This is a genomic window from Rhizobium altiplani, from assembly GCF_001542405.1.
Classification (GTDB): Bacteria; Pseudomonadota; Alphaproteobacteria; order Rhizobiales; family Rhizobiaceae; genus Rhizobium; species Rhizobium altiplani.
In genome coordinates, this window is sequence record NZ_LNCD01000085.1 from 123,570 (window position 1) to 146,711 (window position 23,142).

A 23,142-nucleotide genomic window follows, 5' to 3' on the forward strand; every position below is an offset into this window, starting at 1 on the left:
GGTTCCGGAGACGGCCAACGCCCCCGGAACCGTTGTCTTTCAGCAATGGGCTAGATCAGCCGGCAGTCTTGGCAAAACGCTCGAGGAGCTGGTTGCCTTCCTTCTCGATGGTGTCGAAAGCGTCCTTGACGGAGGTTTCGCCCGAGAAGATGCGGCCGTATTCGCGTTCCATGATTTCGCGGATCTGCGGGTAGAAGCCGAGGCGGTAGCCCTTCGACCATTCGCCATCATCAAGCTTCAGCTGCTTGATACCGACTTCGGCAACCGGCTCCTTGTCGTAGTAGCCTTCCTTCTTGGCGAGCTCGTAGGCTGCCTCGGTGATGGCGACGTAACCGGTTGCCTGGTGGTAGAACTTCTGGATCTCAGGCGAGGTCAGGAACTGGAAGAAGTCGGCAACGCACTTGTTCTCCTCAGCCGACTTGCCGGACATTGCGAAGAGCGCCGCGCCGCCGATGAAGCTGTGGGTGCCGGCGCCCTTGATCGCACCCCAATACGGCAGGAAGGTTGCCGAGAAGGGCATCGTTGCCGTCTTCTTCAGGCCGCCGAAGGAGCCCGAGGAACCGATCCAGAGAGCGACCTTGCCTTCTTCAAAGGGCTTCTGGTTGTCGTTCCAGCCGGCGCCGTAGTACTTGAAGTAGCCTTCGTCGGACCAGGCCTTCAGCTTGTCGAACATCATGATGAGGTTCGGATCGGTGACCTTGAGCTTGGTGTCGACAACGCTGTCGTAGCCGTTGTTGTTGGTGGCGAACTGGATGTTGTTGCGCGAGAAGAAGTTCTCGGTGAATTCCCAGGTCAACTGCGACTGGACGAGCGGGATATAGCCGGCCTCCTTGAGCTTCGGAGCAATTGCTTCGAACTCTTCCCAGGTCTTCGGAGCTTCGACGCCAGCCTTCTTCAGCGCTTCCGGATTGATGTACATAATCGGTGCGGAAGAGTTGAAGGGCATGCCGACGAACTTGCCGTCAGCGGCGGCGTAGAAATAGCGAACGCCGGGAATGAAGGCATTGCGGTCGAACTTGTAGCCGGCGTCCTTGATCAGGTCTTCGGCCGGAACGACAGCGCCCTTGGCGTTGATGATGGTTGCTGCACCTGCGTCGAAGACCTGCAGAATGTTCGGCTGTTCGCCCGAACGGAAGGCCGCGATGCCGGCGGCAAGTGCTTCTTCATATGTGCCCTTGCTGACCGGGGTCAGGGCGCAGGCGGACTGCGCAGCGTTGAACTTCTGTGCAACCTCATTGATGACTTCGCCGTTGCGGCCGCCCATGCCGTGCCACCAGGTGATGTTGGTCGCAGCAAAGGACGACGACGCCGAAAAGCTGGCCGCCATGGCGGCCATAGAAATTTTCTTGAACATGGCTAATCCCTCTCCACCAATTGTTGGGGTGAGGAGTGCAATAGAGGCCTTCCATGACGCCTCCTTGATGGTTTCATGACAGGACTGTTACAGCCGGATCCTTTTGCACGCGATTGCAATGACGTCAGAAGGCATTCGGAAAGTTCGCGGCAGGCGGCCGGGCAGGATGGCCACGATGTCGTAACGCCACGAAAGCAAAGCATAATCGCGTTGTCGCTGTAGCCACAGATCGCTGGCCGCTCTGATGCGGTTTTGCGCTGTAGGAGACACGGCGTCGATCGCGCTCATCTCCTCGCGCCGCGCCTTCACTTCAACAAAAATCGCCAGGTTGCGCTTTGCAATGATGTCTATTTCCCCGAGCTTGGTGCGATAGCGCAGCGCGACGATGCGATAGCCCTTCAGCATAAGATAAAGAGCAGCGAGATACTCGGAGACCTGGCCCCGACCGAGCGCCCTGCGGCGGTCGGCAGCAGCAGCCCTATCGCCCATCGCCGCCCTTCATGTCGAGAAGCCGCTGGTAGAGTTCCTTCTTGGAGACGCCAGTCAGCTTCGATGCCTCGGCTGCCGCTTTGGAGGTCGGCAGGGTTCTTGCCAGATGGGCCAAGATCGCATCGACATCGGCAGCTTCGACCACCCGTTCGGGAGGCGGACCTATGACCAACACGATCTCGCCTTTGACGTTGTCGACATCGGCGTAGTGGGCAGCCAGCGTCCCTAGGGTGCCGCGGCGAAACTCTTCGAAGGCTTTGGTCAGTTCGCGACAGACGCAAGCCGACCGGTCTGCACCGAGCACATCGGCGGCGGCGGCAAGGGTCGCAGCAATGCGATGCGGCGATTCAAAGAACATCAGCGTCGCGGGGGCCGCCTCTAACTCCGCCAGCCGATCGCGACGGGCCTTGTCCTTGGTCGGCAGAAAACCGGCGAACAAGAACGCATCATTCGGCAGGCCGGAACCCACGAGAGCCGCAAGCGGTGCCGAGGCACCGGGGATCGGCACGACGCGATAGCCGGCCTCGATGGCGCTCTGTGCGAGGCGATAGCCGGGATCGGAGACCAGGGGCGTTCCGGCGTCCGAGACGAGAGCGACTGACTTGCCGGCCTCCAGCGCCTGAAGGAGCCGCGGACCAGCCTCGTCGGCATTGTGTTCGTGATAGGCATAGGGGCGGTTCTGAATGCCAAAACGGTCGAGCAAGACGCGGGTGACGCGCGTGTCTTCGCAGGCCAGCACATCGGCGCCGGCAAGGGTTTCCAACGCACGCAGCGTGATGTCGCCGAGATTGCCGATCGGCGTCGCAACGAGGTAAAGCGCCGGCTCCAACGGTCGTGCCGGAACGGACATATTGTGCAGGCGGAAGCTGCGTTGCCTGCCGCCATCGGCCATCACATCGTCATTGCTCAAGGTATCGATACTCTCCTCTGGTTTCCGCTTTTATGGGCGAGACCCCGCCGTTCGGCAAGGCCGCAGCAATTTCTGTGTGCATTGCACCGGAAAACGGCAAATGCACTGGCGCGGCCATTCGCGCCTCTTGCAATCGGTCTCAAAATCCTGCCATTTTGCCTATCCACTCTATGGTCCCTTTTGGGCAAAGGCATTCCTTGCGGCGCGCAACATGCGCGCTCAAGCAGTAACGGTCGAAAGCGGTAGCATCCCATGCGTATTACAATTGAGCGGTCCAACCTTTTGAAGTCGCTGAACCACGTGCATCGCGTGGTCGAACGCCGGAACACGATCCCGATTCTGTCCAACATCCTGCTGCGCGCCGACGGCCAGAATCTGGACATGAAGGCGACCGACCTCGATCTCGAAGTGACCGAAGCGACGCCTGCGAATGTCGAACAGGCCGGCGCCACTACGGTCCCCGCCCATCTTCTTTACGACATTGTGCGCAAGCTGTCTGATGGCTCCGAAGTTCTGCTGGCGACCAGCACCGACGGCGGCTCGATGACCGTCCAGTCCGGTCGTTCCAAGTTCTCGTTGCAGTGCCTGCCGGAGTCGGACTTCCCTGACCTCACCGCCGGCACCTTCAGCCATACCTTCAAACTGAAGGCGACCGATCTCAAGATGCTGATCGATCGCACCCAGTTCGCGATCTCGACCGAGGAAACCCGCTACTATCTGAACGGCATCTTCTTCCACACCATCGAGAGCAAGGGCGACCTGAAGCTGCGTGCCGTCGCAACCGATGGCCACCGCCTCGCCCGCGCAGACGTGGATGCACCATCCGGCTCGGAGGGCATGCCCGGCATCATCATCCCGCGCAAGACCGTCGGCGAACTGCAGAAGCTCGTCGATGTGCCTGATGCGATGGTGACCGTGGAAGTCTCGGACGCCAAGATCCGCCTCAGCATCGGCTCGATCGTTATGACCTCGAAGCTCATCGACGGCACGTTCCCGGACTACCAGCGCGTCATCCCGACCAACAACGACAAGGAAATGCGCGTCGATTGCACGACGTTCGCTCAGGCCGTCGACCGCGTGTCGACGATCTCCTCTGAGCGCGGTCGCGCCGTCAAGCTCGCCCTCTCCGACGGCCAATTGCTGCTCACCGTCAACAATCCGGATTCCGGCAGCGCAACCGAAGAAGTCGCGGTCGGCTACGACACCGACTCGATGGAAATCGGCTTCAACGCCAAATACCTGCTTGATATCACCGCGCAGCTTTCTGGCGATGAAGCGATCTTCCTGCTCGCCGACGCCGGCTCGCCGACGCTCATTCGCGACACGGCTGGCGACGATGCCCTTTATGTGCTGATGCCGATGCGCGTCTAGCCGCGCGTCGCATCTACGGTGCAAACTTTGCCAATTGCGACGTCAGGCCTTGTTTTTCGGCGGAACTGACTGCAATTAGAGAGCGGGCTGCTTTGTTGCATATCTAGGAGGACGGGCATGGCGTTGCGCCTAAAGGAACGGCTGGGCAAAAAATTCGATGAAGAAATCCGCTTCTTCAAAGGAATGATGCAGGGGCCGAAGACTGTCGGTTCGATTGTTCCCACCTCCTCCATAACGGCCCGCAAGATGGCAAGCGTCATCAACCCGCATTCGGGACTGCCGGTCCTTGAGCTCGGCCCGGGTACCGGCGCAATCACCAAGGCCATTCTTGGTCGCGGCGTGAAACCCGAGAAGCTGGTCGCCGTCGAATATTCGACGGATTTCTACGAGCACCTGGTCCGGCTCTATCCGGGCGTGAACTTCATCAACGGCGATGCGTTCAATCTCGACAAGACGCTCGGATCGATGAAGGATCAGACGTTCGATTCCGTTGTATCCGCCGTCCCGCTGCTGAATTTCCCGATGCAGGCGCGCATCGCGCTGCTCGAAAGCCTGCTCGACCGCTTGCCGGCAGGCCGCCCCGTTGTCCAGATCTCCTACGGCCCGGTGTCGCCGATCATCGCGCGGCCGGATCGCTACCATATCCAGCACTTCGACTTTATCGTCCGCAACATTCCGCCGGCACAGCTCTGGATCTACCGACGCGGCTGACCCGGTGTTCGGCCTCTACGTCACCCATCCGCAGGTGAGGATCGACGCAGCGGTTCCCGTGCCGAAATGGGGGCTGTCGGAGATCGGCGCCGCACGCGCCCACAAGGCCGCCGAACGCCGCTGGGCAAAGCAGCTGCGCCGCATCGTTTCCAGCGACGAGACAAAGGCGATCGAGACTGCCGAGATCCTTGCAGCCGCAGCGGACGTGACCGTCGAGATCGTACACGACATGCATGAGAACGACCGCTCGGCGACCGGTTTCATGCCGCCCCCCCGAGTTCGAGAAGGCGGCCGACTGGTTCTTTGCACATCCCGAGGCGAGCTTCAAAGGCTGGGAGCGCGCGATCGACGCCCAGCGGCGTATCGTTTCCGCCGTCACAGATATCCTCGCGTCGCACAATCCCGCCCTTCCCATCGCATTCGTCGGCCATGGAGGCGTCGGCACGCTGCTCAAGTGCCACCTTGAGGGCCGCCCTATCCGGCGTGATGGCGATCAACCGGGAGGCGGTGGCAATCTCTACTGTTTCAGCCTTGCGGATCGACGCCCGTCGTGCGACTGGACGCCTATCGAAGAGTGGCAGGGATGGATGTGAGATGGACGTACGCGAACGCCTGATCGTCGGGCTGGATGTTCCAACACTTGGCGAGGCCGAAAGGATCGTCCATACGCTTGGCGACGACGTCGTCTTCTACAAGATCGGATATCAGCTGGCTTTTGCCGGCGGCCTGGAATTTGCGCGCGATCTTGCCAAGAGCGGCAAGAAGATCTTCCTCGACATGAAGCTGCTCGACATCGACAACACGGTTGCATCGGGTGTCGAGAACATTGTCAAGATGGGCATGTCGATGCTGACGCTGCACGCCTATCCGAAGGCGATGAAGGCCGCCGTCGAGGCCGCCAAGGGCTCCGACCTCTGCCTGCTCGGCGTGACCGTACTGACGTCGATGGACGAGCAGGACCTGGTCGCAGCCGGCTACGAATACGATCCGCATACACTGGTTTTGCGCCGCGCCGAACAGGCCCACCTCGCCGGTATGGGCGGCATCGTCTGCTCCGCAGAGGAATCGGCGGCTGTGCGCAAGATCATCGGCCCCGATATGGCGCTCGTCACGCCGGGCATTCGCCCCGCCGGCGCCGACAAGGGCGACCAGAAGCGCGTGATGACGCCGGCTGACGCACTGAAGGCCGGCTCCAGCCATCTGGTCGTTGCCCGCCCGATCGTGAAGGCAGCCGATCCCCGCGAAGCGGCTCGCGCAATCCTCGCCGAAATGTCGGCGGCCCTTTAATAATCTGACAAACAGGGAGGACCTGAAATGGCAAAGGCATATTGGATCGCACGCGTCGATGTTCGTGATGTCGAGCGCTACAAGGACTACGTCGCAGCAGGAAAGCTGGCCTTCGATAAGTATGGCGCCAACTTCCTCGCCCGGGGCGGCGCGATCACCGAGCTCGAGGGCAAGTCCCGCGCACGCAACGTTGTGATCGAGTTTCCCTCGATGCAGCACGCTGTCGATTGCTATAATTCGCCGGAATACCAGATCGCTGCGAAAATCCGCCAGGAAATCGCCGACGCCGAAATGATCGTCGTCGAAGGCATCTAAGACGAGTTCTCAGCCGTGAGATCTGCCGCGCGATGACCCTTTTCGTCGCGTCGTGATTGGTCTAAGACGAAACCAGATCGACCACACAACCGAGCCTTTCGAGGAGCCTGTCATGACCCTTGCCAACCTGCCGCCACTCGTTACCGTGTTCGGAGGGTCCGGCTTCATCGGCAGGCACGTCGTCCGTGAACTGGCAAAGCGCGGCTATCGCATCCGCGTCGCCGTTCGCCGCCCGGATCTCGCCGGCTTCCTGCAGCCGCTCGGCAATGTCGGCCAGATCTCCTTCGTTCAGGCAAACCTGCGCTACCGCAACTCCATCGACCGTGCCGTCGAGGGCGCCGACTTTGTCGTGAACTGCGTCGGCATTCTGCACGAAGCCGGCCGCAATTCCTTCGAGGCGGTTCAGGAGTTTGGCGCACGTGCTGTCGCTGAAGCCGCTCGCGGCGTCGGCGCCAAGCTGATCCACATCTCGGCAATCGGCGCAAACGCGCACTCCGATTCAGCCTACGCCCGCACCAAGGGCCGCGCAGAGGCAGCGATCCACGCGATCAAGCCGGATGCCATCATCTACCGCCCGTCCGTCGTCTTCGGTCCCGAGGACAGCTTCTTCAACAAGTTTGCCGACATGGCGCGCATCGCGCCGGCGCTACCGCTGGTCGGCGGCGGCAAGACGAAGTTCCAGCCGGTCTATGTCGTCGACGTGGCCGAAGCCGTGGCAAAGGCAGTCGAGGGCAAGGTGACCGCGGGCCAGGTTTACGAGCTTGGTGGCCCCGAGGTGCTGACCTTCCGCGAATGTCTCGAGGTCATGCTCAAGACAACCTGGCGCAAAAATCGTCTGGTTTCGCTTCCCTTTGGCATTGCCTCGCTCATCGGCAGCATCGCCTCGCTCATTCCGTTCGTCACACCGCCGATCACCTCCGACCAGGTGCGTCTGCTGAAGAAGGACAATGTCGTTTCGAAGGAAGCGGAAACCGAAGGCCGGACGCTGAAGGGTATCGGCGTCACACCGACGCTGGTGAACTCGGTCATCGGCTCTTACCTCGTGCAGTACCGTCCGCACGGGCAGTACACCGGATCGGGCAAGGCGGCCTGAGAGCTGCGACCTTCCCAAAGCAACACGCCGCTCGCGACCTTCACGGGCGGCGTTTCTCGTGGAAGGTTTTTTCAGAATCGCAGAAGTTGTGAACGCTTTTTTCCCTGTAGCAGACCGGCACTCGTTGCATAAAAGTCGCACGTAAAAATTAGCGGAATTAACACCAAATTTAGCAGGAACATTTATTGCTATTTGTCATTCCACTGACTACACACCCCGCGCGTTTCCCAATGGACTCAGCGCCTTGACGGCGCACTAACGACTTTTGAAAGGCTTTCTTCAATGGGTAGGTCAATCGCGCTCCTGTTTGCGTGTGCGGCGCTGGTTATTCTGGCAGGCTCCTTCATTGCGCCCGGATCGGTTGCAGCGGTGAAGGGTGAGTGCTCGCCGGCCTACGGTGTCGATCCCTGCGAGACCGGCTCGATTAGCCGATAATAAAAAACCGGCGCTCTTCACGCCGGTTTTTTCTTGCCTTGCTTTCGGTAGTGGAACTGATCCGCATCCGCGCCACAAGGACTCGGATGCGTCGATCAAGTGCGTCTCAGGCGATCATGCCTAATGCCGCCATGCCGAGCAGGATAGCGCCGAGAATGATGCGGTAGATTGCAAACACCGTAAACCGGTTGCTCCTGATGTAGGACAGCAGCCATTTCACGGCGATAAACGCAACAATCGTCGAGACGATGAAAGCGATGCCGAGGCTCGTCCAATCCTCGTTTGCAGCCCCGCCATCCTTGAACGTCTTCAGCAGTTCGTAGCCGCTTGCGGCATACATGGTCGGGATGCCGACCAGGAAGGCGAATTCGGTCGCGGCGGCGCGATTGCCGGTGCCGGCCAGCATGGCAACGAAAATCGTGGCGCCGGAGCGCGACGTTCCCGGGAAGACGCCGGCCACCACCTGGGCAATACCGACCAAGATGGCGACGAGCCAGGTAATCTCCTTATGAGGCGGTCGACGAGCGGCGGCCCATTCGGCAAAGATCATCCAGATGCCGCCGATGATCAGCGCCCAGGCAATCGGCGTCGCATTCTCCGGCAGTTGGAAGCCGAGCTTCTTGACGACCAGTCCGAGGATCGCCGTGATGAGAAACGCGACAATCAGCTTGGCCGCGTAAGTGCGATTGCGCGGATCACGCCAGCCCAGGACGAGATCCAGGAGGCGACGCCAGTAAATAATGGTGACGGCGAGAATCGCGCCCGCCTGAATGACGATGTTGAACATGTCCGACCGGTGGCCGAGCCATTGCTCAGCGATGATAAGGTGGCCGGTGCTCGAAATCGGCAGAAACTCGGTAATTCCCTCTATTATGCCTAGAATTATAGAGTTCACATAATCCATACATTCTCTCCGTGGAGTTTGGTCGGGCTTTGATTGGGGTTATGGCGTCCGGAAGTGACGAAGGCAGGGCGGGAAAACAAAAATCCGTTTTTCGAGCACGCCCACCTCCTTTGTCAGGGAGTTGGCTACCCGACTCGCTTGTATTGAAAGGGCCAAGCTCCTATAGCTTCAACGAATAAGTCATGACTAGGGCGCTATGATCATCGCGCTCCCGCAACATGCCACACACCTCAAAAAATCCGAGAATCAATGCCCACGCTCTATCATCATCCCATGTCATCCGCATCACGCTTCGTTCGGCTGATCCTGACGGAGTACGGCTATCAGGCGGACCTGATCGAGGAGCAGACCTGGGAAAAGCGCCGGGATTTCCTCGCGCTCAACCCGGCCGGAACCCTGCCGGTTTATGTCGATGACAGCATGCGGGCGTTGTGCGGCGCGGCTGTGATCTCCGAGTATCTCGACGAGACGCACGGCGTGCTCAAGCGTGATCGCCGGCTCCTGGCGGAAGATCCATTCCAGCGCGCCGAGATTCGCCGGCTGACGGAATGGTTCATGCAGAAGATGGAAACAGACGTGACCAAGCCGCTCGCCCGCGAGCGGGTCTACAAGCTGCAGATGACGGCGGACCAGGGCGGCGGCGCGCCTGATTCCAAGATCCTCCGCACGGCGCGGGCGAATATCCGCCAGCACATGAAGTATCTGGGCTGGCTTGCCGGCTCCCGACAGTGGCTGGCCGGCGACCGCATGAGCTATGCAGATCTCGCTGCTGCCTCGGCCGTTTCCATTCTCGACTATCTCGGTGAAATCGACTGGTCTGAAGCTCCTCTCGTCAAGGAGTGGTATCAGCGCCTGAAGTCGCGTCCATCCTTCCGGCCGTTGCTCACCGAGCGCGTGCGGGGCCTGACCCCGGTTTCGCACTACGCCGACCTGGATTTCTGACGAGGGCCTTCAATGGCCATGGAAAACAAGGACCAGAAACGCCGCGATACCCTCACCGCCTTCGTTCGGTCGGAGGCGAAGGCCTTGGGTTTCGACCTCTGTCGCATCACGCGACCCGACGCCATACCGGAAGCCAAGGAGCGGCTCGGCGAATTCATTGACGCCGGGCGGCATGGAACGATGGAGTGGATGGCGGAGACCCGCGACAGGCGCGGCGATCCACGCACGCTCTGGAGCGACGTCCGGTCGATCGTCGTCTTCGGCCTCAATTACGGACCGGATGAAGATCCGCGCGAGATTCTGACAAAACCCGACAAGGCTGCAATCTCGGTCTACGCGCGCAATCGCGACTATCACGACATCATCAAGGGGCGATTGAAGGAGATCGCAACACGCTTTGCGGCGCGCGCCGGGGCGGATGTGAAGGTCTTTGTCGACACGGCTCCGGTGATGGAAAAACCGCTCGCGGCAGCGGCCGGCCTCGGCTGGCAGGGCAAGCATACGAACCTCGTCAGCCGCGAGCACGGATCATGGCTTTTCCTCGGCTCGATGTTCACGACCGCGGATCTGAACATCGATGCGCCGGAGATTGACCACTGTGGCTCCTGCCGCGCCTGTCTCGATATCTGCCCGACGAAAGCCTTTCCCGGTCCCTACCAGATCGACGCACGGCGCTGCATCTCCTACCTGACCATCGAGCACAAAGGACCGATCGACCCGGCGTTGCGGTCCCTGATCGGCAACCGGATCTATGGCTGCGACGACTGTCTCGCCGCCTGCCCATGGAACAAATTTGCCCACGAGGCCTCCGAGATGAAGCTGCAGGCCCGGGAGGACTTGAAGGAGCCATCGATCGAGTATCTGCTCGGCCTCGATGATGCCGCCTTTCGCACATTCTTCAGCGGCTCGCCCGTCAAGCGTATCGGCCGCGATCGGTTCATCCGCAATGTGCTCATTGCCGCCGGCAATTCGAACGATCGCCGATTTGTCGAGCAGTGTCGGAAACTGTCAGAGGATCCCTCCCCGGTCGTACGCGGCATGGCAATTTGGGCCTTGTCGCGCCTTCTCGAGGCTGGCGAATTTTCTGCCTTTGCGGCACAAAGGCCAGATGAGTCGGATAGCGATGTCCTGAGTGAATGGCGCCTGGCGGGAGCAGTTTGATGCAAGTGATGATTTTCGGCTGCGGCTATTCGGGCACGGCGATCGCCAAGGCTTTCATGGCGGACGGCGCGCGTGTCTCCGGTACGACGCGCTCGGAAGACAAGGCAGCTGCCCTGCGTGGCCAGGGCATCGACGCTTTCGTGTTTGACGGCGACGTGCTGGACGAGAAATTGAGCGAGGCGATGCGGGGCGCGACCCATCTCGTCCAATCCATTGCGCCGCGCGATAATGGTGATGCGCTGATCAGGCTCGCTGGCGACCGTCTGAAGGAGATGATGCCCAAGCTCCAGTGGATCGGCTATCTCTCGACGGTCGGCGTCTATGGCGATCACAAGGGAAATTGGGTCACCGAAGAAATGCCCTGCACGCCGGTTTCCGGCCGCTCGAAGGAGCGGCTGGAAGCAGAAGACGGCTGGATGGCCATCGGCGCCGCCATCAATGTTCCGGCGGCGGTTCTCCGCCTCTCCGGTATCTACGGGCCAGGCCGCAATGCCCTTTGCAATCTGGAACGCGGTACCGCACGGCGATTGATCAAGAAGGATCAGGTTTTCAACCGGATCCGGGTTGAGGATATCGGCGCGGCGACGCGGTTCCTCGCCGACCGTGGGCTCGGCGGCATATATAATGTGACCGACGATCTGCCCGGCCCGCCTCAGGAAGTCATCGTCGAAGCAGCCCGGCTGCTGGGCGTCGAGCCGCCGCCGGAGCAGCCCTTCGAAACTGCCGAGCTCACCCCGATGGCGCGGTCCTTCTACGGCGAGAACAAGCGGGTCTCGAACGCCAAGCTGAAGGCGGCGGGCTTTATCTTCGCCTTCCCGACCTATCCCGCCTCGCTCGCGCAGCTGATGCAGAGCAACAGCTGGCGAGGATAGCGACGCCTCAAATCGAGACGCCGAGCGCCGGCTCGGCCTTTACCCGTGCGAGCGGCGGGAATGCGAGGGCTATTGCGGCTGCGCCGAGCCCGACCAGAGCGGATCCGATGAAGAGCCACGAGTAGTTGTCAAAGGTGTCGAAGATCCATCCGCCGATAAGAGGACCGAAGGCCATCCCGAGGCTGGAGAGCATCGTCGCCGCGCCGAACACCGTACCGATGATGCGCGGCCCGAAATATTCTCGCGCCAGAACAGCATAGAGCGGCATCACGCCGCCATAGGCGCTGCCGAAGATAATGGCGAGGGCGTAGAATTCGCCGAGCCTGCTGACGAAGAGGTAGGTCGCAAGCGCAATCGCCTGGACGAGCAAACCGGCGACGAGGACCGGCTTCACCCCGACCCTGTCGGCCAGCCCGCCATAGAGAAGCCGGCCGCCGAGCCCCGCAAGTCCCTCGACGCTATAGATGCTGACGGCGGCCATTGGCGCTATGCCGCAGATCGTCGCGTAACTGACCATGTGAAAGATCGGACCGGAATGCGCAGCGCAGCAGGCGAAGAACGTCAGCCCCAACACAATGAATTGTGGCGATCGGAACACCCGCGAGAGCGAAGGCTGTTCCCCGCTTGTTGCAGTGGCGGTCGCGCCGTCCCCTGCCTCTGCCGGCGGGCGCCGAACCAGCAAGGCTGCCGGAAGCAGCAGGACCCAGGCAGTGATGCCGATCAGCAGCATCGCGGTTCGCCAATCATAGGCAGAAATGAGCCAGCGTGCGAAAGGTGAGATCGTCATGGGCGCGACACCCATGCCGGCAGAGACAAGGGAGACGGCGAGGCTGCGGTTCTCCTCGAACCACCCGGTCGTCGTCGCGATCATTGGCGCGAAGAAGGTGCTGGCGGCAAGCCCGACCAAAATCCCGTAGGTCAGCTGAAACTGCAGAAGCGATTCCGCGCGGCTTGCCAACACAAGGGCCAGGCCAAGGCCGGCAGCACCGATCAGAACGACAACCCGCGCGCCGAAGCGATCGCTCGCAGTGCCCCACAGGAAACCGCCAATCCCCATGACAATGAAATTAAGTGTCATCGCGCTCGCAATGCCAGCGTGCGACCAGCCGGTCTCGGTCGCGATTGGCTCCTGGAAGATTGCCAGGGAGAACATCGCGCCGAGTGCAACGCAAGTCATCAACGCCCCGGCAGAAACAATGATCCAACGATAAGGTATGCTCATGATTTCGCAGCCTCCCTGCCCAATTTGAATGAGGCGCGCACTGCTTGCGCGCTTGCAAGCTAAAGACGTTTGAATGTCACCGTTTTGGACACGCCCGGGGCGTTTTTAATGCTATGCCGCAGCGACTTCCGTCGACTTGCATATCACGACTTGCCTGCGGGGCGAGAGCGGGCGGCAGACTTTTCGTCTTGCGATTGTATTTGTCGATCACAAATAGCGCGGTTTCAGGGTAGGAAATTTCTACTTCCTCCATTCGGCGCATATAATATAGCGCCGGATTATGGTTAACGGCCTCTGAATTTGCGCAAATGAGGCACTAATTATGGCAATCGCGCAAAATTATTTTCGTTAATTTTGTGATCTTTGGTTGCGTGGATCAGGCCTTGCAAAAAACGTTCTAATTTTACTTGATTTCATTATCTTTTTTCCTAATCATTCGATTTTCTGTGGCGCACATGCCGCGCATCTAGCCATCACGTATATTACACTTTGTAATATTCCGTGATAATTGGGGGCACTTTTTCGCCACACTTGGCCGGATTCAACCCTCCCACCGCCCACAAGGCGTGAGTTCAACAATTGAGGGGACAATCCGTTTTGAAGAAAATCTGCCGTTCTGTCATCGCCGCAGCAACAATTGCAGCTTGCTCTACTATCCTTCCCGTTGAAGGATTTGCTGCAAATGGTTGCGGTGGCGCTTCATGGTACGCACTTCGCTCCAAAACCGCCTCCGGGGAACGGATGAACCCGACCATCAATACTGCAGCACATCGTTCGCTGGCATTTGGCACGAAGCTGAAAGTTACCAACAGCAAAAACGGACGCAGCGTCGTCGTCCGCGTCAATGATCGTGGCCCATTCATTCGCGGCCGCGTCCTCGATCTCTCCCGCGCTGCCGCCCAGAACATTGGCATGGTCAGCAGTGGCACGGCAAAGGTCTGCTACGAAGTCATAGGCTAAGCGTTCGCCCGTACACGAACGGGTCGCTTGCTCTTGCCGCCAATCGCGTCTACGACGCGGTCTAGACTTGTGTACTATCCGCTGCGTCTGTCGCGCTTCCTGCGGATTGTTCACAAGCCCGGTATTTTGATCCAGGCGATAGGAGCTGTTTGAATGCGGTTGGGCGGTCGGCTCGAAGGGGCGATTTCGGTTCTTGCAGATATCGATGCCCGCAGACGGCCTGTCGCCGATGCATTGAAGGACTGGGGTCTTGCCCATCGGTTTGCCGGATCGGGCGATCGCGCCGCGATCGGCAATATCGTCTACGATGCCCTTCGCATGCGCCTCTCCCACGCCTGGCTGATGGACGATGACAGCGCATCCGCTATCGCCCACGCCGTGATGTTCCGGCAATGGGGTTTCACGCCAGAAAGCCTCGCCGCGGAACTCGCAGACGACAAGTTCGCACCAAGCCCGCTTTCGCAAGCTCAGCTTTCCGCTTTCAACAGCCGCCAGCTGGCCGACGCGCCCGCTCACATCCAGGGCGATATTCCCGAATGGGTCCAGCCCTCGTTTGAAAGCGCCTTCGGCGATCACTGGATCGTCGAGGCGCAGGCCCTCGCCGGGCGTCCGACCCTCGATCTGCGCGCCAACATCCTGAAGGCGACCCGCGACAAGACAGTCAAGGCGCTCGAAAGAGCCGGCGCACAAGAGGCGGCGATCGCGCGTTACGGCATCCGGATTCCCGCCGGCGAAGGCGCCTCAAGGCTGCCAAATGTGACCGCCGAGCTTTCGTTCCAGAAAGGCTGGTTCGAAGTGCAGGACGAGGGGTCGCAGATCGTTGCCGATCTCGTGCTCCCAAAAGACGGCGAACAGGTTCTCGACTACTGTGCCGGTGGTGGCGGCAAGACGCTCGCCATGTCGGCGGCGATGCACAACAAGGGCCAGGTTCACGCCTATGATGCCGACCGCAAGCGGCTCGCGCCGATCATAGAACGGCTGAAGCGTGCCGGAACGCGCAATGTCCAGGTGCACGATGACGCCAAGGCTCTGAAGAGCCTGAGCGATCGCTGCGACAAGGTGCTCGTCGATGCGCCATGCACGGGAACCGGGACCTGGCGGCGGCGGCCCGACACCAAGTGGCGCCTGACCGCGAAGAACCTCGACGAGCGCACGACCCAGCAGCAGGACGCGCTCAAGCAGGCGAGCGCCTTTGTCCGTCCGGGCGGAGAACTGATCTACGTGACCTGCTCGGTGCTGCCGCAGGAAAACGAGGCGCAGGTCCGGCGTTTCACCGCAGAAAACGGCGACTACGAGATTGTCAGCGCCCTGCCTGCGTGGGATGGACTGTTCGGAAAGGACAGCCAACGTCCTCGTTCGTCCGACGGCAAGACCGTCACGCTGACACCCGCCTCCACCGATACGGACGGTTTCTTCTTCTGCCGCATGCAGAGGAAAGGCTGAGCCCTCGCTCAGCCGGCAGACTTCTGACAAAGCCGTCAACTCAATTGATTTTCTGGGGGCGAGATACCCATCGCCGTCATACCGGCCTCGAGCCGGTATCCAGCGCGATCAAGTCCTTGATCGCGAAAAACTCTTCAGCCCCGCAGACGCGCGGCGGGCTGGATTCCGGCTCAAGGCCGGAATGACGGAGAAGCAGGGGGTGTCAAAACAACAAGAGGTTCGTCAGACCGCGCGAATACACTTAAAATCATTCCAAACTAGAGTGTTTGACACCAGTTTGCTTTTGGGCGAAGAGATTTTTCGTCGGACCTCAGACGGAAAGTCCGCACAGGAGAGGATCATGAAACTCAACAAGAATTTCCGCGCAGCCGTGGCGCTGGCGCTGGCCCCAGCCGCTCTGCTGGCCATTCCCGCTTACGCGGCCCCGGATGCTGCTGCAGTTGTAAAACACTACGCCGACGTTGCGCATGCCAAATACGAAGACTCGCTGACGACGGCCAAGGCCCTCGACGCGGCAATCGACGCCCTGCTCAAGGACCCGACCGACAAGACATTGAAGGCTGCCCGCGCCGCGTGGATCAAGGCACGCATCCCTTACCAGCAGACGGAAGTCTATCGCTTCGGCAACCCGATCGTTGACGACTGGGAAGGCAAGGTCAACGCCTGGCCCCTCGACGAAGGCCTGATCGATTACGTCGATGCGTCCTACGGCACCGAGAGCGACGAGAACGCGCTCTACGTCGCCAATGTCATCGCCAACAAGACGATCAAGATCGACGGCAAGGATGTCGACGCGTCCAAGCTGACTCCTGAATTCCTGTCCGGCACGCTGGCCGAAGCCGGCGGCGTCGAAGCCAACGTCGCAACGGGCTATCATGCCATCGAATTCCTGCTCTGGGGCCAGGACCTGAACGGCACCGGTCCCGGAGCTGGCAACCGCCCTGCCACGGACTACGACCTGAAGAATTGCACGCACGGCAATTGCGATCGCCGTGCCGAATATCTGAAGTCCGCCTCGACGCTGCTGGTCTCCGACCTTCAGGAAATGACTAACAACTGGGCTCCGGAGGGCGAAGCCACCAAGCATGTCGAAGCCGATCCGAAAGCCGGTCTCGTTGCCATTCTGACCGGAATGGGCTCCCTCTCCTACGGTGAACTGGCCGGCGAGCGCATGAAGCTCGGCCTGCTGCTGCACGATCCGGAAGAAGAGCATGATTGCTTCTCGGACAACACCTTCAACTCGCACCTCAACGACGCGATCGGCATCGCCGCTGCCTACACGGGCGACTACACCCGCGTCGACGGCACGAAGATGAAGGGACCGTCGCTGCACGATCTCGTCGCAGCCAAGGACGAGAAGCTCGACAAGGAAATGCAGGCCAAACTCGACGCGACGCTCAAGGCAATGAATGTCATGGCGAAGCGCGGTCTGAACGTCGAGAAGTACGACCAGATGATCGGCGAAGGCAACAAGAAGGGCAACGCCGTCGTTCAGGCCGCCATCGACGGTCTCGTCGACCAGACCAAGACAGTGCAGCGCGTTATTGCCGCACTCGATCTCGGCACGGTGAAGCTTGAAGGTTCCGACAGCTTGGATAATCCTGGCGCGGTCTTCCAATAAGTGAAAAGGCGGGCCGCTTCGTTCGACGCAGCGGCCCGAACTCTCGAATGCCTCCCAGACCGGCTCGTCGTCTTCTCAGTTGCGCAGCATTTTGCGCCGCGATTGCCGGATTCTCCGTTGCGCTGGCATCCGGGTTCGATCTTCCGACGAAACGAAGCGACCTTTCCGACGCGGATATGAAACGCGTCGCCGATGTCACGCGGCCGGCCACCGATTTTTCCAAGGCCGAGCAATACGAAGCGATGCAGGCCGGCGGCGCCACCTCCATCGATCCGGTCACGCAGGATTCCTTTTCGCATATCTCGGCGACAATCCCCTTTGAAGAAGAACAGCCGTTCCGGCTCGGAAATGCCCTTTTCAAGAAGCTCTGGGTCTCCGCCCCTTCCTCGACGCAGGCCTCAGATGGTCTGGGGCCGCTCTTCAATGCCCGCTCCTGCCTGAGTTGCCACTTGAACGACGGCCGCGGCAAGCCGCCGGAAGGTGGCGTCAGTGCCACCTCGATGTTCCTGCGCCTGTCGCGCCCGGCGACAACGCCTGATGAGCAGCGGGCGATTGCCAGCGCCGGAGTCGTCAATTTCCCGGACCCAATCTACGGCCACCAGTTGCAGGATCTTGCGATTCCAGGGCTTCCCTCAGAGGGCAAGATGGCTATCCGCTACACCGAGGAGCCCGTGACGCTCGGCGACGGCGAGACCATCTCGCTCCGCCGTCCGACATACGAAGTGACCGACCTCGGCTATGGGCCACTCGACCCAACAACGACGATCTCGCCGCGCGTTGCGCCGGCGATGATCGGGCTCGGGCTGATCGAGGCCATCCCTGAAGCGGACATCCTTGCCCACGCCGATCCGGACGATGCGGACGGCGACGGCATCCACGGCAAGGCGGCCATCGTACGCGACCATCGCACCGGCAAAGTTGCGCTCGGGCGCTTCGGTTGGAAGGCACAGAATGCGAGCCTGCGCGACCAGAGCGCGGATGCCTTCTCCAATGACATTGGCATTTCGACGCCGGACCGACCCGACCCGCATGGCGATTGCACAGAAGCTGAAGCCAAGTGCGGGAAGATGCCGACCGGCGTGCAGAAGCGGCTTGGCAAGGAGGAGGCCCCCGGCCCGATCCTCGACCTCGTCACCTTCTATTCGGCCAACCTTGCCGTTCCTGCCCGCCGCAAGACGAGCTTCCCCGCGACCCTTCAGGGCAAGAAAATCTTCTACCAAAGCGGCTGCATTTCCTGCCACATGCCGAAGTTCGTCACGCGGCGCGACAGCGTCGACAAGGCTCAAGCCTTCCAGCTGATCTGGCCCTATTCCGACTTCCTGCTGCACGACATGGGCGAGGGTCTCGCGGACGGACAACAAGTCGGGAGCGCGAACGGACGTGAATGGCGCACGCCGCCGCTATGGGGTATAGGTCTGACCCAGACTGTCACCGGGCACAGCTTTTTCCTCCACGACGGCCGCGCCAGAAATCTCACCGAAGCGATTCTCTGGCATGGCGGCGAGGCTGAAAAGGCGCGTGACGCTTTCGCATCCCTGCCCGGGGATGACCGGCAGGCACTGATTACATTCCTGGAGTCCCTTTGATGCGCCTTTGGCAACCTCTTGTCCTCTCCCTTGTCCTTGCTACTTCTGCCTTCGCCCAGACTCCTCCCGCACCGCAAGCCGGTCTGAACGAGGAGGCGGTCTCCGGAGTCATGCAGCGGGCGGTCGATGAGGTGATCCGCCCAGGCTATCGCAATGCCCAGCAATCGGCAGCACGCCTGACAACGGCGATGAAGGACCTCTGCGAGGACGCGACGCAGCAGAAGCTGGACAAGGCGCGGTCAGCACTCGACGACATGATCCGCTATTGGTCGGTCATTGAAATCGTTCAGACTGGACCAGTGATACAGGACAATCTCTTCGAGCACATCCTGTTCTACCCCGATCGCAAGGGCGTCGCCCTGAAGCAGGTTCAGGCTCTGATCGCCAAAGCCGATCCCAAGGATACGACTGTAGATGCAATCGCCGGCAAGAGCGTCGCGCTGCAGGGGCTGACTGCGCTCGAATACGTGCTCCACGGCACCGGTTCGGAAGACCTGACGACGCAGAAGAACAGCTTCCGATGCCTCTACGGCACTGCGATTGCCGGTAACATCCAGCGTGAGGCGGGCGAGGTCGTCGCGGCCTGGGAAAAGCCCGACGGCGTGCAGGGAAGCTGGAAGCATCCCGGCCCGCAAAGCGAAGACTTCATGGACAACAAGGAGGCCATAACCGCTTTGCTCGGCATCCTCGTTCATGGCGCGGAGACCGTTCGCGATCAGCGGCTCGAGCAGTTCTACAAGGGCAAGGACGCCACGCCTCGTCCACGCATGGCGATCTACTGGCGCTCCGGGAACACCTGGAAGTCGATGACGGCCAACGTCGAGGGACTTCGCACACTCTGGCAAAAAGCCGGAATGGCCGAGCTCTTGCCAGCCGACAAGAAGCCGATCGCCGACACGATCGATGCCAATTTGAAGTCGCTGCTTGAGGCGTTGCAGAAGGTCAACCCCGATATCGAAGTTGCAACAAGCGACGCCGAGAGGGCAAAGCTTGATGCTCTTCTGGTCAGCACGCGCGAGCTGATCACCAAGATCAGCGATGACTATGGCGCGGCAATCGGCCTTTCAGCGGGTTTCTCCTTCTCGGACGGCGACTGAACCCATGTGGAATAGCTCCGCGATCGATCGGCGCAGTTTCGTCAAGGCGGCCGGGCTGACTTTCCTGGCTGCCCTACAGCCGCGAGCGCTCATGGCACTTGAGCGCGCGGATGCGATCTATGCGTCAGGGATGCGGACCGCGAACGGATCCTACGCCGTTGCGACGGTCACGGAGCGCGGCGAGATCGTCGATCAAATTGCCCTTCCGGCACGCGCCCATGGCATGGCCTTCAGCAACGCGACGGGAAAAACCGTCGCCTTTGCGCGCCGCCCCGGCACCTATGCGATGATCTTCGATCCCCGCGGCAAAAACGAGCCGATCACCATTGCAGCCGCCGAGGGGCGCCACTTCTATGGCCATGGCGCCTTCTCGCCGGACGGCCGGATTCTCTATGCCAGCGAGAACGCCTTCGACGCCAACCGCGGCATGATCGGCCTCTACGATGCGACCGGGCGTTTTGAGCGCATAGGAGAGTTCGAGACCTACGGTGTCGGTCCGCATGACATGACCGTGTCCGACGACGGGCGCATGCTGATCGTTGCCAATGGCGGCATTGAAACGCATCCGGATTTCGGCCGCGCCAAGCTCAACCTCTCCAATATGCAGCCTTCGCTGACGCTGATCGATGCGGCAACCGGAGACCTGATCGAAAAACACTCCCTCCCATCGCAGTGGGTGCAGCTCTCCACCCGACACGTCGATGTCGACGCGAGGGGCCGCATCTGGTTTGCCTGCCAGTATGAAGGGCACCGCAACGACCTGCCGCCGCTCGTCGGCTCCTTTGCCAAAGGCGAAGACCTGCGCTTCGTCGATCTGCCGGAGGAGACGACACGCCGGCTTGCCAACTATGTCGGCGCGATCGCAATCAATCGCGGTGAAGGGCTCGTCGGCGTCACGTCTCCCAAGGGCGGCGCGTCCGTGACGATCGATGCGAAGAGCGGACGCGTGCTTCGTGAAGAGATTGTGCCGGATGCGGCAGGGATTGCCGCAGCCAAGGCCGGCTTTGCCGTGTCATCCTATGAAGGCGGATTTTTGTCGACGCAGAGCGACGTTACCTGGGACCAGCATATCGTGCGCATTGCGGCCGTCTGAATTGTGCGCAAAAGATCGCTAGCGATCTGGCTGGAGAGTCCAGCCGCCCTATTTCCGGCGAATGAGCAAAGCCCTGACCTACGTCGTCTTCGTCGCCATCGCGCTCGGCGGGGGGCTCGCCATCGGCGTCAACAATCTGCCGGAGGAATGGTATCAATCTCTCGCCAAGCCGCCGTTCAATCCACCTGATTGGATATTCGGGCCTGTCTGGCTCACCCTCTATGTTTTGATTGGTATTGCCGGGGCACGGACGTGGTTGCGCGGGCATCTGTCTGTCGGCATGCTTATCTGGGCCTGGCAGATGGTGCTGAACTTTCTATGGTCGCCGTTCTTCTTCGGCCTGCGAATGCTGTCGGCCTCGCTCGTCGTCATTGTGCTGTTGCTCGGACTGATCCTCGCCTTTGCCGCAAACCGCTGGAATTCGGATCGGACCGCCGCCCTGCTCTTCGTGCCATATGCAGCCTGGGTTGGCTTCGCGACCTTGCTCAACGCCGCGATCGTCTATTTGAACTAGCGATCAGCGAGAAAATCGAGCACGCGCCGTTCGAGAACGGCTGCCGCCGCTGGATCGAAGGCGGCGAGCGACCGATCGGAAAAAAGATGCGCGTCCCCCGGATAGAGGAAAAGCCTGACATCCGCCGACTCGGCAACCAACGCCTTCGCCGCCTCGATATCACCGTCTCCAACGAAGAACGGGTCGGCGTCCATGGCATGGATCTCAGCCCGCAAGCCTTTCGGCCAGGCCGAGCCGAATTCCGAACGCGGCAAGCAGGCGTGAAGGAAGATCGCACCCCGCGCACCGGCACGCGTCTGAGCCAGATATTGTGCCGGGAGCACTCCCAGGGAAAACCCGACATAGACGAGATCGGCTGCAAGGCCATCCACGGCGCGGGCTCCACGCTGGATAATCTCGCCGAAGCCGGTCTCCTGGGCGTGCTGCACGCCCTGTTCCAGCGTGTCAAACGTCCGGCCGGCAACCAGGTCAGGCGTATGTACGACGTGCCCGGCGGCCCGCAGATCGCCAGCAAAAGCGATGACGCCTCGCGTCAATCCAAGCGCGTGGTGAAACAGCACAACCTCTGCCATGGCGAACCTCCCGGTTGTTTCGCGCGGGCGAGACGAGCAGCACCTCAGTCCGATCTGGCGACCCAGTCGTGCCAGTCGGCTTCGCTGCCGTGGAACACATTCAGGTCAATGCGGCCATCAACGCCGTGCGAGATGCCGGAGCCCGAATACTGCCAGAATACCCACCGGCGTCCGGGATAAACCTTCGACGGGTGGGCTGCAACCGAACGCAGCCAGAAGGGATAGTTCAGGAAGGCGCCCTTGAGGTTGTCGCGATAGAAGTCCGGCGCGGTGTAGATGATCGGCCGCTGGCCATAGTGCTGCTCGAGCTTGTCCATGAAGACCTGCATCTTCTCACGAACCTTCTCGGGCGAGACCCGCCGCTTGCAGCTCGACTCGCCGTTCCATTCGACGTCGATGACTGGTGGCAGAGCCCCGGCTTCGCGGGGAACGTTGCGGATGAACCAGTCCGCCTGTTCGCCCGCCGTGCGGCACCAATAGAAGAAGTGATAGGCGCCCCGCCTCATCCCAGCTTGCTTGGCGTCGCGCCAGTTCTTCCGGAACATCGGATCGAGATGGTCACCGCCGTCGGTCGCCTTGATGTAGACGAAATTCGCACCCTGCGTTCTCAGCTTGTCCCAGTCGATGTCGCCCTGCCAGCGCGAAACGTCGACGCCATGGACGGCAAGCTTCCTGGGCGAGGAAGAGCCGAAATTGATCGGTTTGACGTCGCGGAAACGATGACTGTAGATCCGCGAACGTGTGCGCGGCGTCTCGTCAATTTCGGGCGCTGCGGGCGTCAGGACGGCTGGCACTGCCGTTGCCATCGGCCTTTCCGACGGCACGGGAGCGGTGGCCACTCCGGCCTGTTGTGTGAAGGCTTGCGGCTGAGGCACCGGGCCGGCCCAGGCCAATTCCTCCTGTTGCGGCGCGGCTGGCGTTGGCGCCTCGGCGACATCAGCTGAGGGAACAGGGCTCGCCGGCATGACGCTGGCCGGCACGGGCGCGCTTGGGCGTGCGACCGAGCTGGTCGTCTCCCGCGACGGGATTCCCGCGACAAGGCTGTCCGGTCCCAAACTGGACGTGCAGCCCGACAAGGCGAGACAAGCAAGGAAGAAAGCTGGCGCAGCCAATAGACGCATAAGAACCCGCACGCAAAACAATTGTCGACGACAGATTCGCTGCCGCCAGGGACCCATCGAAAAGCAATG

Annotated in this window: 23 protein-coding genes and 1 pseudogene; 17 read left to right on the top strand and 7 right to left on the bottom strand. The window is 60.9% G+C overall.

All coding sequences use genetic code 11. The annotated features are described in order from the left end of the window. Positions 1 to 55: 55 nt before the first annotated feature. The 3 genes from AS026_RS20475 to rsmI all read right to left on the bottom strand — a co-directional run bounded on the left by AS026_RS20475 (position 56) and on the right by rsmI (position 2,735). A complete protein-coding gene (locus tag AS026_RS20475) occupies positions 56 to 1,354 on the bottom strand; it encodes an extracellular solute-binding protein (protein ID WP_018116828.1) in 1,299 nt (432 codons plus the stop codon). 87 nt (positions 1,355 to 1,441) lie between these two features. After that, the gene (locus AS026_RS20480; protein WP_062371401.1) at positions 1,442 to 1,843 is read right to left on the bottom strand and encodes a YraN family protein; all 402 of its coding nucleotides are present in this window, start codon (positions 1,841 to 1,843) and stop codon (positions 1,442 to 1,444) included. Next, positions 1,833 to 2,735, bottom strand: coding sequence for a 16S rRNA (cytidine(1402)-2'-O)-methyltransferase (gene rsmI, locus AS026_RS20485; RefSeq protein WP_062371403.1), 903 nt, complete (start codon positions 2,733 to 2,735; stop codon positions 1,833 to 1,835). Before rsmI ends, AS026_RS20480 begins: the two co-directional genes overlap by 11 nt. Before the next feature lie 270 nt (positions 2,736 to 3,005). On the opposite strand from rsmI, the gene dnaN reads away from it, so the two are divergent. From dnaN to AS026_RS42385, 7 genes and pseudogenes are all read left to right on the top strand, one after another. Further along, positions 3,006 to 4,124, top strand: a complete 1,119-nt coding sequence (gene dnaN, locus AS026_RS20490; protein WP_018116831.1) for a DNA polymerase III subunit beta — start codon at positions 3,006 to 3,008, stop codon at positions 4,122 to 4,124. A 117-nt stretch (positions 4,125 to 4,241) separates the two neighbouring features. Beyond that, positions 4,242 to 4,835: a phospholipid N-methyltransferase PmtA gene (pmtA, locus tag AS026_RS20495; protein WP_018116832.1), complete on the top strand. Its 594-nt coding sequence runs from the start codon at positions 4,242 to 4,244 to the stop codon at positions 4,833 to 4,835. 4 nt (positions 4,836 to 4,839) lie between these two features. Next, positions 4,840 to 5,428, top strand: a pseudogene (locus tag AS026_RS20500) (histidine phosphatase family protein). A 1-nt stretch (position 5,429) separates the two neighbouring features. Continuing rightward, positions 5,430 to 6,122: an orotidine-5'-phosphate decarboxylase gene (gene pyrF / locus AS026_RS20505; protein ID WP_062371405.1), complete on the top strand. Its 693-nt coding sequence runs from the start codon at positions 5,430 to 5,432 to the stop codon at positions 6,120 to 6,122. Between the two features lie 27 nt (positions 6,123 to 6,149). Beyond that, positions 6,150 to 6,437, top strand: coding sequence for a DUF1330 domain-containing protein (locus AS026_RS20510; RefSeq protein ID WP_018116835.1), 288 nt, complete (start codon positions 6,150 to 6,152; stop codon positions 6,435 to 6,437). A gap of 112 nt (positions 6,438 to 6,549) precedes the next feature. Continuing rightward, the gene (locus tag AS026_RS20515) at positions 6,550 to 7,530 is read left to right on the top strand and encodes a complex I NDUFA9 subunit family protein (protein WP_018116836.1); all 981 of its coding nucleotides are present in this window, start codon (positions 6,550 to 6,552) and stop codon (positions 7,528 to 7,530) included. A 282-nt stretch (positions 7,531 to 7,812) separates the two neighbouring features. Beyond that, positions 7,813 to 7,965: a hypothetical protein gene (locus AS026_RS42385; protein ID WP_007799501.1), complete on the top strand. Its 153-nt coding sequence runs from the start codon at positions 7,813 to 7,815 to the stop codon at positions 7,963 to 7,965. Between the two features lie 106 nt (positions 7,966 to 8,071). On the opposite strand, the gene AS026_RS20520 is transcribed toward AS026_RS42385, so the two are convergent. Next, complete coding sequence (locus AS026_RS20520) at positions 8,072 to 8,869, bottom strand: undecaprenyl-diphosphate phosphatase (protein WP_018116837.1); 798 nt, start codon at positions 8,867 to 8,869, stop codon at positions 8,072 to 8,074. Positions 8,870 to 9,118: 249 nt separating this feature from the next. Between AS026_RS20520 and AS026_RS20525 the strand changes: the two genes are divergently transcribed. The 3 genes from AS026_RS20525 to AS026_RS20535 are packed head-to-tail and all read left to right on the top strand — an operon-like array spanning position 9,119 to position 11,844. Beyond that, positions 9,119 to 9,811, top strand: coding sequence for a glutathione S-transferase family protein (locus AS026_RS20525; protein ID WP_018116838.1), 693 nt, complete (start codon positions 9,119 to 9,121; stop codon positions 9,809 to 9,811). 12 nt (positions 9,812 to 9,823) lie between these two features. After that, complete coding sequence (queG, locus tag AS026_RS20530) at positions 9,824 to 10,972, top strand: tRNA epoxyqueuosine(34) reductase QueG (RefSeq protein WP_062371407.1); 1,149 nt, start codon at positions 9,824 to 9,826, stop codon at positions 10,970 to 10,972. After that, positions 10,972 to 11,844, top strand: coding sequence for an SDR family oxidoreductase (locus tag AS026_RS20535; RefSeq protein ID WP_062371409.1), 873 nt, complete (start codon positions 10,972 to 10,974; stop codon positions 11,842 to 11,844). Before queG ends, AS026_RS20535 begins: the two co-directional genes overlap by 1 nt. Before the next feature lie 7 nt (positions 11,845 to 11,851). On the opposite strand, the gene AS026_RS20540 is transcribed toward AS026_RS20535, so the two are convergent. Beyond that, positions 11,852 to 13,066 carry an MFS transporter gene (locus AS026_RS20540; protein WP_062371411.1) on the bottom strand — a complete coding sequence of 405 codons (1,215 nt, stop codon included), beginning with the start codon at positions 13,064 to 13,066 and terminating at the stop codon, positions 11,852 to 11,854. A gap of 597 nt (positions 13,067 to 13,663) precedes the next feature. On the opposite strand from AS026_RS20540, the gene AS026_RS20545 reads away from it, so the two are divergent. The 7 genes from AS026_RS20545 to AS026_RS20575 all read left to right on the top strand — a co-directional run bounded on the left by AS026_RS20545 (position 13,664) and on the right by AS026_RS20575 (position 21,380). After that, on the top strand, positions 13,664 to 14,026 hold the full coding sequence (locus AS026_RS20545) for a septal ring lytic transglycosylase RlpA family protein (RefSeq protein ID WP_018116842.1): 363 nt from the start codon (positions 13,664 to 13,666) through the stop codon (positions 14,024 to 14,026). Positions 14,027 to 14,179: 153 nt separating this feature from the next. Next, complete coding sequence (locus tag AS026_RS20550; RefSeq protein WP_062371412.1) at positions 14,180 to 15,469, top strand: RsmB/NOP family class I SAM-dependent RNA methyltransferase; 1,290 nt, start codon at positions 14,180 to 14,182, stop codon at positions 15,467 to 15,469. 340 nt (positions 15,470 to 15,809) lie between these two features. After that, entirely contained in the window at positions 15,810 to 17,090 is a 1,281-nt protein-coding gene (locus AS026_RS20555) for an imelysin family protein (protein ID WP_062371415.1), read from the top strand. A gap of 47 nt (positions 17,091 to 17,137) precedes the next feature. Continuing rightward, the gene (locus AS026_RS20560) at positions 17,138 to 18,676 is read left to right on the top strand and encodes a di-heme oxidoreductase family protein (protein WP_062371418.1); all 1,539 of its coding nucleotides are present in this window, start codon (positions 17,138 to 17,140) and stop codon (positions 18,674 to 18,676) included. Further along, positions 18,676 to 19,773, top strand: a complete 1,098-nt coding sequence (locus AS026_RS20565) for an imelysin family protein (RefSeq protein WP_062371421.1) — start codon at positions 18,676 to 18,678, stop codon at positions 19,771 to 19,773. Before AS026_RS20560 ends, AS026_RS20565 begins: the two co-directional genes overlap by 1 nt. A 4-nt stretch (positions 19,774 to 19,777) precedes the next feature. Beyond that, on the top strand, positions 19,778 to 20,866 hold the full coding sequence (locus AS026_RS20570) for a DUF1513 domain-containing protein (protein WP_062371423.1): 1,089 nt from the start codon (positions 19,778 to 19,780) through the stop codon (positions 20,864 to 20,866). 61 nt (positions 20,867 to 20,927) lie between these two features. Beyond that, entirely contained in the window at positions 20,928 to 21,380 is a 453-nt protein-coding gene (locus AS026_RS20575; RefSeq protein WP_018855196.1) for a TspO/MBR family protein, read from the top strand. Here the strand turns inward: AS026_RS20575 and AS026_RS20580 are convergent. Beyond that, positions 21,377 to 21,952, bottom strand: coding sequence for a dienelactone hydrolase family protein (locus AS026_RS20580; RefSeq protein ID WP_062371425.1), 576 nt, complete (start codon positions 21,950 to 21,952; stop codon positions 21,377 to 21,379). The two genes, AS026_RS20575 and AS026_RS20580, sit on opposite strands and share 4 nt — an antisense overlap. A gap of 44 nt (positions 21,953 to 21,996) precedes the next feature. Next, a complete protein-coding gene (locus tag AS026_RS20585) occupies positions 21,997 to 23,073 on the bottom strand; it encodes a glycoside hydrolase family 25 protein (protein ID WP_062371427.1) in 1,077 nt (358 codons plus the stop codon). Between the last annotated feature and the right edge of the window lie 69 nt (positions 23,074 to 23,142).